At 41.2% G+C, this 13,838-nt stretch carries 13 protein-coding genes and 1 pseudogene; all 14 read left to right on the top strand.

Annotated features, from left to right (window positions below):
* Window positions 1-62 precede the first annotated feature (62 nt).
* Window positions 63-530, top strand: a pseudogene (locus AC5YCD_RS13380) (IS5 family transposase); the annotation flags it as partial.
* 225 nt (window positions 531-755) lie between these two features.
* The gene (tviB, locus tag AC5YCD_RS13375; protein ID WP_496130504.1) at window positions 756-2,033 is read left to right on the top strand and encodes a Vi polysaccharide biosynthesis UDP-N-acetylglucosamine C-6 dehydrogenase TviB; all 1,278 of its coding nucleotides are present in this window, start codon (window positions 756-758) and stop codon (window positions 2,031-2,033) included.
* Window positions 2,034-2,046: 13 nt separating this feature from the next.
* Complete coding sequence (locus AC5YCD_RS13370) at window positions 2,047-3,072, top strand: NAD-dependent epimerase/dehydratase family protein (protein ID WP_496130503.1); 1,026 nt, start codon at window positions 2,047-2,049, stop codon at window positions 3,070-3,072.
* A 10-nt stretch (window positions 3,073-3,082) separates the two neighbouring features.
* The gene (locus tag AC5YCD_RS13365) at window positions 3,083-4,255 is read left to right on the top strand and encodes a lipopolysaccharide biosynthesis protein (protein WP_496130502.1); all 1,173 of its coding nucleotides are present in this window, start codon (window positions 3,083-3,085) and stop codon (window positions 4,253-4,255) included.
* Window positions 4,255-4,848 carry an acyltransferase gene (locus AC5YCD_RS13360; RefSeq protein ID WP_496130501.1) on the top strand — a complete coding sequence of 198 codons (594 nt, stop codon included), beginning with the start codon at window positions 4,255-4,257 and terminating at the stop codon, window positions 4,846-4,848. The genes AC5YCD_RS13365 and AC5YCD_RS13360 overlap by 1 nt, the downstream gene beginning before the upstream one ends.
* Window positions 4,849-4,953: 105 nt before the next feature.
* Window positions 4,954-5,502 (top strand): acyltransferase, encoded by a 549-nt coding sequence (locus tag AC5YCD_RS13355; RefSeq protein ID WP_496130500.1) that lies wholly within the window; start codon window positions 4,954-4,956, stop codon window positions 5,500-5,502.
* A gap of 33 nt (window positions 5,503-5,535) precedes the next feature.
* The gene (locus AC5YCD_RS13350; RefSeq protein ID WP_496130499.1) at window positions 5,536-6,654 is read left to right on the top strand and encodes a glycosyltransferase; all 1,119 of its coding nucleotides are present in this window, start codon (window positions 5,536-5,538) and stop codon (window positions 6,652-6,654) included.
* A complete protein-coding gene (locus tag AC5YCD_RS13345; protein WP_496130498.1) occupies window positions 6,651-7,745 on the top strand; it encodes a glycosyltransferase in 1,095 nt (364 codons plus the stop codon). The genes AC5YCD_RS13350 and AC5YCD_RS13345 overlap by 4 nt, the downstream gene beginning before the upstream one ends.
* Window positions 7,742-8,908: a glycosyltransferase family 4 protein gene (locus tag AC5YCD_RS13340; protein ID WP_496130497.1), complete on the top strand. Its 1,167-nt coding sequence runs from the start codon at window positions 7,742-7,744 to the stop codon at window positions 8,906-8,908. Before AC5YCD_RS13345 ends, AC5YCD_RS13340 begins: the two co-directional genes overlap by 4 nt.
* Window positions 8,902-9,444: a serine acetyltransferase gene (locus AC5YCD_RS13335; protein WP_496130496.1), complete on the top strand. Its 543-nt coding sequence runs from the start codon at window positions 8,902-8,904 to the stop codon at window positions 9,442-9,444. The genes AC5YCD_RS13340 and AC5YCD_RS13335 overlap by 7 nt, the downstream gene beginning before the upstream one ends.
* 16 nt (window positions 9,445-9,460) lie before the next feature.
* Window positions 9,461-10,066, top strand: a complete 606-nt coding sequence (locus AC5YCD_RS13330; protein WP_496130495.1) for a sugar transferase — start codon at window positions 9,461-9,463, stop codon at window positions 10,064-10,066.
* On the top strand, window positions 10,063-10,725 hold the full coding sequence (locus tag AC5YCD_RS13325) for an acetyltransferase (RefSeq protein ID WP_496130493.1): 663 nt from the start codon (window positions 10,063-10,065) through the stop codon (window positions 10,723-10,725). Before AC5YCD_RS13330 ends, AC5YCD_RS13325 begins: the two co-directional genes overlap by 4 nt.
* A gap of 16 nt (window positions 10,726-10,741) precedes the next feature.
* Window positions 10,742-11,929 carry a DegT/DnrJ/EryC1/StrS family aminotransferase gene (locus AC5YCD_RS13320; protein ID WP_496130492.1) on the top strand — a complete coding sequence of 396 codons (1,188 nt, stop codon included), beginning with the start codon at window positions 10,742-10,744 and terminating at the stop codon, window positions 11,927-11,929.
* 38 nt (window positions 11,930-11,967) lie between these two features.
* Window positions 11,968-13,818, top strand: coding sequence for a polysaccharide biosynthesis protein (locus AC5YCD_RS13315; protein WP_496130491.1), 1,851 nt, complete (start codon window positions 11,968-11,970; stop codon window positions 13,816-13,818).
* Window positions 13,819-13,838: the final 20 nt, after the last annotated feature.

Raw genomic sequence — 13,838 nt, 5'->3', positions numbered from 1 at the left:
AAACATTGATGTTACATAATTAAATTTAAAAATATTGTAGCCAAAGGATGTGGTCTAGCTATAAAACCCTGCAAATACGTGCAGTACAACTCACCACAAATGATGTCAGCGACTCACAAGTACTCGAAGATTTACTTGCTCAAATTCCCTTGGATGAAAAAATTGATTCTGTTTATACAGATGGTGCTTATGACACAAAGCATTGCCGAGAAGTCATTTTAGATCGAGATGCATATGCGATCATTCCACCTAGGAAGAATGCAAAGCCTTGGAAAGATCAACAAGCGAGGTCTCTAGAGCGGAACGAATTATTAAAGACAGTCAAACGGCTAGGTAGGTCCCTTTGGAAAAAGTGGTCTGATTATCACCGTCGAAGTTTGGTGGAAACCAAAATGCATTGTATTAAATTATTAGGCGATAAATTAACAGCAAGGAGCTTTCCGAGTCAGCTAAATGAGATCCACGCACGCGTAGCGGTTTTGAATAAATTCACAGAATTAGGTCGCCCGCATACCCAAGTTGTCTCTTAAATTTGGATTACTTAGAGGAGTTCAGCCTTTCAAACCTTTATGCAACAAAGCCGGAGGCTTTAGAAATCTTATTTAAGATGATGTAACCTATGTTTTATATTTGGCCCTAATTATAAATTAGGGTTATCCATGATTGAGACTACTTAAAATAAACTATTTTCCTAATTTCTGCTATATTAAGAGGGTTTTAGCGACTCAAATCCTCTATAAACAAAAGGCTATACAATGTTACAAATCTCGGAACTTAAAATTGCAATTATTGGTTTAGGTTATGTAGGCCTACCTTTAGCAGTAGAATTTGGGAAAAAAGTACCAGTTGTAGGGTTTGATATTCATCAAAAACGCATTTATGAACTCAAAAGTGGTCAAGATCATACCTTAGAAGTATCACCAGAAGAATTAGCACAATCTACTCATTTAAGCTATACAGCGAATTTAGAAGACTTAAAAGACTGTAACTTCTTTATTGTGACTGTACCAACACCGATTGATGAATTTAAACAACCTGATTTAACCCCATTAATTAAAGCTTCACAAAGTATTGGTCAGGTACTTAAAGCAGGTGATGTGGTCGTTTATGAATCAACGGTCTATCCAGGAGCAACTGAAGAAGTTTGTATTCCTGTATTGGAGCAAGTATCGGGTCTAAAATTTAACCAAGACTTCTTTGCCGGTTATAGCCCTGAGCGGATTAACCCAGGTGATAAATTGCACCGTGTAACCAATATTTTAAAAATCACCTCAGGTTCTACCCCTAAAGTGGCTGATTTTGTTGATCAAGTTTATAACTTGATTATTGAAGCCGGTACGCATAAAGCGGCCAGTATTAAAGTCGCTGAAGCAGCAAAAGTCATTGAAAACACCCAGCGTGATGTCAATATTGCACTTATTAACGAACTTGCTGTCATATTTAATAAAATGGGGATTGATACCGAAGCAGTATTAAAAGCGGCAGGTACCAAATGGAACTTCTTACCATTCCGTCCGGGGCTCGTCGGTGGTCATTGTATCGGGGTTGATCCGTACTACCTAACTCATAAAGCACAGTTGATTGGGTATCATCCTGAAATTATCTTGGCGGGTCGCCGTTTAAATGATGGTATGGGCGCTTATGTTGTTACTCAACTTGTTAAAGCGATGTTAAAAAAGCGTATTCAAGTTGAAGGTGCAAAAGTTTTGGTATTGGGCTTAAGTTTTAAAGAAAACTGTCCTGATATTCGTAATACCAAAATTATTGACATCGTACATGAGCTTCAGGAATATCATATTGATGCTGATATCTATGATCCTTGGGTAGATGCTAAAGAAGCAGAACATGAATATGGCATTACCCCAGTACAAACACTTGAAAACGGTCAATATGACGCTGTGATTTTGGCAGTTGCTCATGAGCAATTTAAAGAAATGAGTGCTGCAGAAATTCGTGCATTGGGTAAAGCTGAGCATGTTTTATATGACTTGAAATATGTACTGAGTCATTCTGAATCTGACCTTCGTTTGTAAGAGGACATACTGCATGAATCAATATCAACGGGTATGTGAGCAACTTCAAGCCGAGCCGAAAACGTGGCTGGTCACTGGGGTTGCAGGCTTTATTGGCTCCAACCTTTTAGAAACTTTACTCAAGCTCGATCAAAATGTTATTGGCTTAGATAACTTTGCCACAGGTCATCAGCATAATTTAGATCAAGTGCAAAGCTTGGTGACGGCTGCACAATGGGCAAAATTCCGCTTTATTGAAGGTGATATCCGTAAAATCGAAGATTGCCAAAAAGCCTGTATCGGTGTGGATTATGTATTGCATGAAGCCGCACTCGGTTCTGTACCTCGCTCAATTGCGGATCCAATTTTAACAAACAGTGCGAATATTACTGGTTTCCTTAATATGCTTGTAGCTGCAAAAGATGCAGGCGTTGCCACTTTTACTTATGCGGCAAGTAGCTCAACCTATGGTGATCATCCTGCATTACCAAAAGTTGAAGAAAATATCGGTAAGCCATTATCTCCATATGCCGTGACGAAATATGTCAATGAAATATATGCCGATGTGTTTGCGAAAAATTATGGTTTTAAAGCGATTGGTCTGCGCTACTTCAACGTGTTTGGTCCACGCCAAGATCCCAATGGTGCCTATGCTGCGGTGATTCCAAAATGGGCGGCATCGATGATTGCTGGTGAAGATGTCTTTATTAATGGTGATGGTGAAACCAGTCGTGACTTCTGTTTTATTCAGAATGTTGTACAAGCTAATATCTTAGCTGCAACTACACAAAGTGATGAAGCCAAGAATCAGGTTTACAATGTAGCATTAGGTGATCGTACCACGCTCAATGATTTGTATCGTGCCATTCAATCTGCGCTTGCGGAAAATGATGTGCAGTATGAGCGTGATCCGGTATACCGTGATTTCCGTGCGGGGGATGTGCGTCATTCACAAGCGAGCATTGCCAAAATTCAGCAACACTTAGGTTATGCACCTGAGTTTAAAATTGCCGAAGGTATTCAACTAGCGATGCGTTGGTACGTGAATAATTTGAAATGATGCTGCTTGGATGATTGCGAAACTTTTCGCAAAGTATCAGTCGATTGGGCTGATTACCTTAAGTTTACTGACAGGTGCGATAATCACATTTATCGCACTTCCTGTTTTAACACGCCTGTATTCTGTTGCCGACTTTGGTGCTTATGGTATTGCTTTAGCGATTGTCAGTGTTTTATCCACGGTTGCGAATTTACGTCTAGATCAAGCCTTATTGGTGGCAGAACAACAGGATAAAAAAAGCCTAATCTTTGAAGGGGCGGTGTTCTCAACAGCTATCGCTATCATCAGTGGCATCTTCATCAGTTTTATTCTAAATGTGGAGATGGCAGGGGCTGTTGCCACAGGCGTACTAGCCAATACCCTGATTCAAAGTCTGTATAATTATCAATTTTCCGAACATCAAGAATATTTCTGCGCAGTTTTAAATATTTTCCGCAGTGCCATTGTGGTTGCAGTGCAACTGTCTTTGCCATTCATCATGCAGATTAGTTTGGTGAATAGCTATAACGTCAGTTCGATCATCATGATTGTGGCGGTGTTAGTTTATGTATTGAAACATCAACTGTATCAAGTCAGTTGGCAGGCATTTAAACATTATAAAGACTTTATTTATAGCAATACGCCTCATGCCTTACTGAATAGTTTTTCACATAACTTACCGTATTATGTGGTGTCGCATTTTGTCGGTGTGCAGGCGATGGGCTTCTATGCCATTGTCGAGCGGACTCTGCGTGTACCGATCAATCTAATTTCGCAAACCTTGCGTCAGTTCTTTATTCGCAAATTTAAAAGCATAGACTCCAATCAAAGTGCCTTAAAGGCGAGTGTATTGCTCAGTCTGGTTTCACTGCCGTTATTTGCCATTTTCTTTATTCTGCCTGAATCACTGTATTTATGGATTTTTGGCAGTGAATGGGTCGGTATTTCGACCTATTTTCAAATTTTAGCCTTGGGCTATTGGGCTATTTTCTGTAATCCACCCAGCTCTGCTTTTTTAATTGCCAAGCGCAACAGCCAAGTGTTATTCAAATTGCAAATTGTGGAACTAATCATCAAATTTGCATTATTTGCAGGACTATATGTTTTATTTGACGATAAAATTTATATGCTATTGGCAGTGCCTGTTGCACTGATTATCTATAACTTTGCTATTTTATTTGTGGTGTGGAGAAACAAAAACTGATGTTTTTTAAACTATTAAAACTGATGAATTGGTTCACTGCACAATGTCGTCAACAATTTTATAATGTGGCATTTGGCACCAAGTTTCGCTATTTCGGCAAAGGCTGTAGCGTAGATATTAGTGGACAAGTGAAGATCGGAAACAATGTCTATATTGGCGATAATGTCAGTTTAATTGTTGAAAATGGTGCGGTGCTTGAGATTGCCGATAACAGTTTTATTGGTGAAAACAGCTATATCAAATGCTTTGGTGGCAAGGTTGTCATTGGCAAAGATGTCAGCATTAATTCCAAGTCGTATATCAATGGCTGTGGCGGTGTGACCATTGGTAATAACACCCGTATTGGCACGCAAAGTATTCTTATTGCCAGCAATCATAAGTTTGGTGAGCCTGATGTTTTGGTTAAAGATGCGATTACCAAACTCGGAGTGAGTTTAGGTGAAAACATTTGGCTTGGCGCACGAGTGACAGTGCTTGATGGTGTCAGCATTCCAAATAATAGTGTGATTGGTGCCTGTAGTTTAGTGTCTAAACCATTGGATGATGCTGGGGTGTATGTCGGTAGTCCCGTCAAAAAAATTAAAGCACTTTAAAAGCAAGTTTCATGTGACTTTGATATTCATATCCTAAAGCAATTTTTCAGCGTAAAATATTCAGTAATTTTTCCTCCTTTTTACAACCTGACATAGGTCATGTATATGGCATTTCTTGTTTCTGCTTTTCGACAGCTGTTTGATTTGGCGTATTTTATGGCCAAAGGCAGTGTGGCATATGCGCGTAAAAAGGGCGTAAAAGTGGGTAAAAACTGCCGAATCTATATTAAAAATTGGGGCTCAGAACCGTTTCTAGTCACCATTGGCGATCATGTCACCGTGACTTCTGGCGTAAAATTTATTACCCATGATGGCAGTACCTGTTTGGTTAAAGATGAGCACGGTAAACGCTATCAACGTTTTGCCCCGATTCAGGTTGGTTCGCATGTGTTTATTGGTGTAAATAGCATTATTATGCCGGGTGTCACCATTGGCTCGAATGTCGTGATTGGCGCAGGTTCGGTGGTAACCAAAAACATTCCTGATCATAGCGTGGCGATTGGTGTGCCTGCCAAAGTGGTGTCAAGCTTTGCTGATTATCAAGCCAAAATTCAAAGCAACTGTGCCAGTGACAGCGATTTGGTCGGCATCACGGATTACCATGAGCGTGTAGAACGTGCTATGGCAATTCAAGCCTCAAAAATCTCAAACTAATATCTTCCCATTTCATGTTATTTAGGTCTAATTATGTTGAATAAAGTCATGTTCTTTTTGCCAAGCTTGGGCGGTGGCGGTGCAGAACGTACGGTCATTCAACTGGCCAATAGCTTTGCTGAACAAGGGCTGAATATACATTTGGGCGTGTGCCATCTGCATGGTGAAAAAGCCAAACTATTGCCTGAAGTCAGCTCTAAAATTGAATTGGTGAATTTTAATTGTGGTCGAGTGATGAATAGCATCGCCCCCTTAAAAATAAAAATGAAAGCCGAACAATATGATTGCCTTGTTGCCACCCAAACCCATACCAATATAGTGGCTGGGATTGCCAAAAAGTTGGCAGGCGTGCAAACACGCTTGATTTTCCGTGAAGTGTCTACGCCGTCGAAAAATATGAAGTTGCAAGGTATTGCCAAGTTTGTACTGAAAACTTTGGTCAATTGGACGTATCCGATGGCACAGCAAGTGGTCTGTGTGTCTAAAGGCGTGGAAGCGGATTTTCGAGAATATTACGGTTATAAACAGAATAATCTCAGCACCATTTATAACCCTGTTTTAGATGATGCCTATTTTGAAAAACTCGAAGCACCTGTCACGCATAAATTTTTCAATGAAACCAACAAAGTCATTTTAGCTGTTGGGCGTTTGACCGAAGCCAAGAATTTCGGCTTTTTGATTCGTTCATTTAAAGTCTTACACGATCAATATGCAGATACACGCTTGATTATTTTAGGTGAGGGCGAACTACGGACTGAGTTTGAAGCCTTAATTACGGAACTGGGTTTAAACGATGTGGTGGATTTACCGGGCTTTGATGCCAATCCTTATGCCTATTTTAAATATGCCTCGTTGTTTGTCTTAAGCTCGAATTGGGAAGGCTTGCCGGGTGTGCTGATTCAAGCCTTGGCATCTAAAGTGAAAGTGGTCAGTACCGATTGCCCAAGTGGTCCTATGGAAATCTTGCACAGCGCCAAGTTTGGTTTATTGGTTGAATGCAATGATCAAGTGGGGCTGACTCAAGCGATGCATCAAGCGATTTTTGCAGATTATGTTCAATATTCAGAAAGTGATTTCGACACGCATATTCAGCAGTTCCACAAAAAAACTGTCCTGAAACAGTACTTCAGCATGATGGAGTCTGCATCATGAGCAAACCTTTAATGGTGCATGTGATTACCAACTTTGCTGGCGTAGGCGGTGCCGAAATGATGCTTGCACATCTGATCCAATATACAGAAGATCAGTATCAGCATGTGATTATTAGTTTGATGAAAACATCGGATGTTTATCAAAGCACACTTGATCGTTGCCAGTCGCATTATGCACTGCAGTGGAACGGTTTAAATACCTTAAGTACGATTCAAAAACTGCGTGGTTTACTGAAAAAATTACAACCAAAAACCGTACAATGTTGGATGTATCATGCCAATGTGCTCACCAGTCTAAGTGTCGTTGGGTTGCCTCAAAAACCCAATGTGGTTTGGGGGATTCATCATTCGCTGGCATCACCCAAAGATGAATCGATCAGCACCAAAATTGCACTTAGTTTAAGTAAAATCTTATCGAAACAACCGAGTGCTATTATTTATTGTGCGCAGTCATCCAAACAGCAACATAATGATTTTGGTTTTCAAAATGCCAACCAACATGTGATTGCTAATGGCGTATTTCTTGATAAATTTCAGCCGAATGTACAGCTCAATCAACCAACGGTGATTGGTTTTGCAGGGCGTTATCACACCGCCAAAGGTTATCCGTATTTGTTTGAAACCATGGGCTTGCTGAAAGATGAAAACATCATCTTCAAAATTGCAGGCTCAGGTGCGAGTTTAGAAAACTCTGAAGTGAAAGCCTTATTTGAGCAGTATCAGTTAGATGCTCAAAAGGTATATTTACTTGATCAAATTTCAGATATGCCCGCCTTTTATCAATCCATTGATGCATTCCTAATGACCTCGATTACCGAAGGTTTTCCGAATGTATTGGTCGAAGCTATGGCATCAGGTTTGCCGTGTATCAGTACCGATGTCGGTGATGCTAAATACATTATTCAAGATTTAGGCAGTATTGTTCCACCACGGAATGCCCAAGCTTTGGCAGAGGCAATTTTACAATATGCCCAAAAAACAGAAGCAGAAAAACAAGCCTTAAAACAAGCAACGCGTGAACGGGTCGAGCAGAATTTCAGTATTGCAACCGTTAGCCGTCAATATATGCAGGTGTGGAGCCAACAGGCATGAAATTTTTAATGATCAGTAGTTTTCTGCCTTCAGTGCTGAATTTTCGTGGCAAATTATTGGAAGCGATTGCATCCCGTGGCTATGAGATTCATATCATGGCACCTGAGTTTGCAAGCTTTCCTGGAGAACAGCAAAAATTACAAGCACTCGGCTATCATTTGCATGAAATTCCGATGCAACGCACCGGCACCAATCCACTGGCAGACTTAAAGTTACTTAAATATTTGTATCAGCAAATTCGTCGTATTCAACCGGATTACGTGTTGTCCTATACCATTAAACCTGTGATTTACGGCACGCTCGCATCATGGCTCGCAAAAGTGCCACATCGTTTTGCGTTGATTACCGGTCTGGGTTATGCCTTTCAAAATGTGGAATCGGGCAAGCGCAGTCTGTTCCAAAAGATGGTGTATGGTTTATATGCTCAAGCCTTAAAACATAGTGATAAAGTCTTTTTCCAAAATCCGGATGATTTGAAACTGTTCCAAGACATGCAATTGCTTGAAGCCAATAAACCCGCTGTGGTGGTGAATGGTTCAGGCGTCAATGTGCAAGACTTTGATGTCATGCCCTTACCGATAAATGAAGAAGGGCAGGTCAAAGCTTCTTTCTTGCTGATTGCCCGATTATTGGGTGATAAAGGTGTGCGTGAATATGCTGAATCGGCACGCATCATCAAAGTCCAATATCCTGAAGCAGAATTTCATTTGGTCGGTTGGATTGATGATAATCCTTCAGCCATTTCCCAGTCTGAGCTCGATGAATGGATTGCCGATGGTCGCCTGAAATACTGGGGTAAACTCAGTGATGTGCGTCCTGCAATCAGGGAAAGTTCAGTCTATGTGTTGCCCTCCTATCGTGAGGGCACGCCACGTACGGTATTAGAAGCGATGGCAATGGGACGTGCGATTATCACCACTGATGCACCGGGTTGTCGTGAAACGGTATCCCATGGTATCAACGGCTATTTGGTCAGAGTAAAATCAGGCGATGATTTGGTAAAAAGCATGCAATATTTTATTGAAGATCCAAAACTGATTGCGCTCATGGGTCAACGTTCACGTGAAATTGCCCTGAATAAATATGATGTGCATCAAGTGAATGCCCACATGCTTCGCGAAATGGGAATCATCGATATCAATTTAGAGTCTGGCGCATGTTGATTAAATACATCAAAAGCGATTTATATCGTTATACTGGAAAAGTCAGTTTTAAATTGTTTGTTAAAAACTACCTATTTAATCGTGGCTTTAATTTTTCATTTTGGTTACGCATTGCCAGTTCAAAAACGTTTTTAGCCAAATTCGCTTATCCCATTTATTATTACAAAAAGAAGAAATATGGAATCTATATTCATACCACGACTAAAATTGGCTATGGCTTATATATTGGACATGGTGGACCTTTAGTCATTAATCCCACAGCAGAGCTTGGGCATAACGTCAATTTATCTCAATTCACAACGATTGGTGCCAATGGTGGTCGTCGAGCGGCCAAAATTGGTAATAATGTTTATATTGGACCTCATGTCTGTATCGTGGAATCAATTACGATTGGTGATAATGCAACGATTGGCGCGGGTAGTGTAGTAACGAAAGATATTCCTGAAAATGCCACGGCTGTGGGAAATTATGCCAAAGTGATTCACATGAATAATGCAGGTCAATCTGTAAATAGACGTTGGACAGATCTTGACTAAGGGGCAGAGGAATTCAATGTTAAAACGTATTATTGATATCACGATTGCTTCCACAGCTTTAATTCTGCTGTCACCGGTGTATTTGATCGTGGCACATAAAGTGAAAAAGAATTTAGGTTCACCGGTGCTGTTTCGTCAGGTGCGTCCTGGGCTACATGGCAAACCATTTGAAATGATCAAGTTCCGTACTATGAAAGATGCACTGGATGCTGAGGGCAATCCATTACCCGACAGTGAGCGTCTGACCCCATTTGGTAAAATGCTACGTGCCACGAGTTTGGATGAAATGCCTGAATTGTGGAACGTGATTAAAGGCGATATGAGTATTGTCGGGCCACGTCCACTGCTGATGGAATATCTGCCTTTATATAATAGCGAGCAAGCCAAGCGTCACAATGTGCGTCCGGGCATTACTGGTTATGCACAGGTGAATGGTCGTAATGCGATTTCATGGGAAAAGAAATTTGAGCTTGATACCTGGTATGTTGAAAACCAATCGCTATGGCTTGATTTTAAAATCATGCTCAAAACAATCAAAAAAGTGATTGCCAAGGATGATATTAGTGCTGAAGGCGAGGCGACCATGACAAAATTTACCGGCACACCGGAACAAAAAAAATGACAACACTTTATGCAATTTATGGTGCTTCAGGTTGTGGGCGTAGTCTGATGCCTGTGGCGCGTCAGCAATTGGCACGTGAAAACAAAGATGCTGAAATTGTGTTTATTGATGATGCTTTAACAGAGATTGCTATGGTAAATGGTCATCGTGCCATGAATTATCAAGCTTTCCTCAATGAATCAGCCTCTCAGAAATACGTACAAATTGCGATTGCCAATAGTCATGTAAGAGAAAAGATCGCCCAGCGTTTAGAAGCCAATGGCATTAGGCTCTGGTCGATTTCTGCCGACAATGTCATTTTCATGGATGAGCTGCAAATAGGCGAAGGTTCGGCTTTAAGCCCATTCGTAACTATTACTTCGAATATCAAAATCGGCAAATGCTTCCACGCCAATTTATATAGCTATGTCGAGCATGATTGTGTGATTGGGGATTTCGTTACCTTTGCGCCAGGCGTAAAATGCAACGGCAATATTCATATTCATGACTATGCCTATATTGGCGCAGGTGCCATGATTAAGCAGGGCACACCTGATCAGCCTTTAGTGATTGGCAAAGGTGCGATTGTCGGTATGGGCGCCGTGGTCACCAAAAGTGTCCCTGCGTGCACAACAGTGGTGGGTAATCCTGCGCGGATTATTTCGACTTCACAGCAATAAGTTTTAGGAAAATTCCATGTTAAACAGTGCATTTGAGCCTTGGCCAAGCTTTACCCAAGCAGAAGCTGATGCGGTATCAAAAGTTCTTTTGTCCAATAAAGTTAATTATTGGACAGGTCAGGAATGCCGTGAATTTGAAAAGGAATTTGCACAGTTTGTTGGAACCCAGCATGCCGTTGCGGTTGCCAATGGTACGGTGGCACTGGATTTAGCCCTCAAAGCTTTAGGTGTTGGTGCGGGCGATGATGTGATTGTCACTTCACGTACTTTCTTGGCTTCTGCAAGTTCGATTGTGACCGCAGGTGCCAATCCGATTTTTGCTGATGTCGAACTAGATTCACAAAATATTTCACGCCGTACCATTGAAGCGGTGCTGACACCGAATACCAAAGCCATTATTTGTGTGCATTTGGCAGGTTGGATGTGTGACATGGATCCGATCATGCAATTGGCTGAGGAAAAAGGCATCTTCGTGATTGAGGATTGCGCTCAAGCGCATGGTGCGATGTACAAAGGTAAATCGGCAGGTTTAATCGGGCATATTGGTGCTTGGTCATTTTGCCAAGACAAGATTATGACCACGGGTGGTGAAGGGGGGATGGTCACCACCAATGACCAACATCTTTGGAAAAAAATGTGGTCATATAAAGATCACGGCAAAAACTTTGACAGTGTCTACAACACACAACATCCACCGGGTTTCCGTTGGTTGCACGATGCATTTGGCACCAACTGGCGCATGATGGAAATGCAAGCAGTGATTGGTCGGTTGCAACTGCAACAAATGCCAGAATGGACAGTAAAACGTAATGCCCATATGGCACGTATCCAAGCAGTCTTTGAAAATAGTCCTTATTTTACTGTACCAAAACCATCTAACGATTATGTGCATGCGGCCTATAAATGCTATGTGCAAGTGAATGTTGATGCATTGCCTGAAGCATGGTCACGTGATCGCATTATGGCAGAGATCAGTGCGCAAGCTGTGCCTTGCTTTAGTGGCTCATGCTCAGAAGTCTATTTAGAAAAAGCCTTTGATGACACACCGTGGCGTCCAGAAACACGTTTAGCCAATGCAAAAGCTTTAGGTGAAAGCAGCCTAATGTTCTTGGTTCATCCGACTTTATCTGAACAAAGCCTGCAAAAAACCGTCGATGCGATTCAAAGCGTGATTACTCAGATTCAAACTGAAAACAGCGTATAATCACGCCGTGCTATTTCAGCAGATATAACCGAGCTTCAATGAAAGATTTTATTCGTTCCATTGCCTCCTTACCTCGTCGCCAAAAACAAGTGGTTTTGGTGACCATGGATGTGTGCATGTTGCCACTGATGATGTGGCTTGCCTATGCGATTCGTTTGGCACGTCCAAATGTCACGGTGATGCAAGGGCTTGAGGCTTGGTATATCTATGTCGCGATCTTTGGCATATCGGTATTTGCTTTGCTTGGGATTTACCGTGCGATTGTACGTTCATTTAATGAAGATTATCTACTGCGTATTTCAATTGGCACATTCGTTCACATTGTCGCTTTGTATGCCATTAAAAAATTAGATGTAGCGTTTATTCCAATGAGTATTCCACTCATGTATGGCTTTATGCTGTTTTCATACATGTGGTGGAGCCGTGCAGTCATTCGTTATGCGACCTTAAAAACCTTTGCTAAAAAACAAACCCGTAAACGTGTCGCGATTTATGGCGCAGGGCTTGCTGGACAACAAATTGCGGCCGCTTTAAACCGTTCCGATGATTATCTGCCCGTGTGTTTTATTGATGATAAAAAATCATTGAAAGGGCAGTCTTTAAGTGGTTTAAAAATTTATTCACCGAAAAAAGCGCAAAAGAAACTTGGTAAATTTGGCATTGAAGAAGTTTTACTTGCCATGCCATCGGTGGGTCGTGCCCGTAAAAAGGAAATTATTGAATCCTTTGAAGCCACTGATGTGAAAATCATGGAATTACCAGGGGTGACTCAACTGGTCGATGGTAAAGTCAAAGTCTCTGATATTCGTGAAGTGGATATTATTGATTTGCTGGGGCGTGATCCTGTACCACCGAAACCAGAACTGTTAGAAAAAAATATTAAAAATAAAGTTGTGATGGTGACTGGGGCAGGGGGGTCCATTGGCTCCGAACTCTGTCGTCAGATCGTCAAGCATCAACCGAAAATGCTAGTGCTGTTTGAAATGTCTGAATTTGCACTGTACTCGATAGATCGTGAGTTACAGGCTTCAGGCATTGAGGTGATCCCAGTTTTAGGCTCTGTCACCAATTGGCAAAAATTAGAGCGTATATTGCAACAATATGCTGTGCAAACGGTGTATCACGCTGCAGCTTATAAGCATGTCCCATTGGTTGAAGCCAATCCTTTTGAAGGGATTTATAATACCTCGATTGGTACACAGCGCAGTGTCGATGCCGCTGTAGCCCAAGGTGTGGAAACTTTTGTATTGATTTCAACCGATAAAGCAGTACGCCCAACCAATGTGATGGGTGCTTCAAAACGCATGGCAGAATTGTACTGTCAGGGTTTGGCATCGACCCATCCGAAAACGCAAATCAGTATTGTACGTTTTGGTAATGTACTCGGTTCATCGGGTTCAGTGGTGCCACTGTTTAAAAAGCAAATTGCTCAAGGTGGTCCAGTAACGGTGACCCATCCTGAAGTGACCCGTTACTTTATGACCATTCCCGAAGCTGCACAACTCGTGATTCAGGCGGGTGCAATGGGTACAGGTGGCGATGTGTTTTTATTAGATATGGGTGAGTCGGTTAAAATTATAGATTTGGCTAAACAAATGATTCGTTTTAGTGGTCTCCGCCCCGTAGATGAGCATGGGATGGGAGATATTGAGATTCAGTTTACAGGTCTGAGACCCGGTGAGAAACTCTATGAAGAATTGTTAATTGATGCCACCAATGTAGAGAAAACTCAACATGAGCGTATTTTAAAGTCTTTTGAAAGCTATTATGAAAATAAAGAAATTCATAATGTTTTTCAGAGAATGAGAGATATATGCATGTATAAAAATGATATATCAAATCTAATTAAGATATTAGAAAAATATGTAGATGGATATCATAAAAGATAAATTTTTATTTTAAGTTTTTG

This window comes from Acinetobacter sp. CY05 (assembly GCF_059515805.1).
The sequence above is the reverse complement of the archived record's forward strand: the minus strand, read 5'-3'. Positions and strand labels throughout refer to the sequence as shown.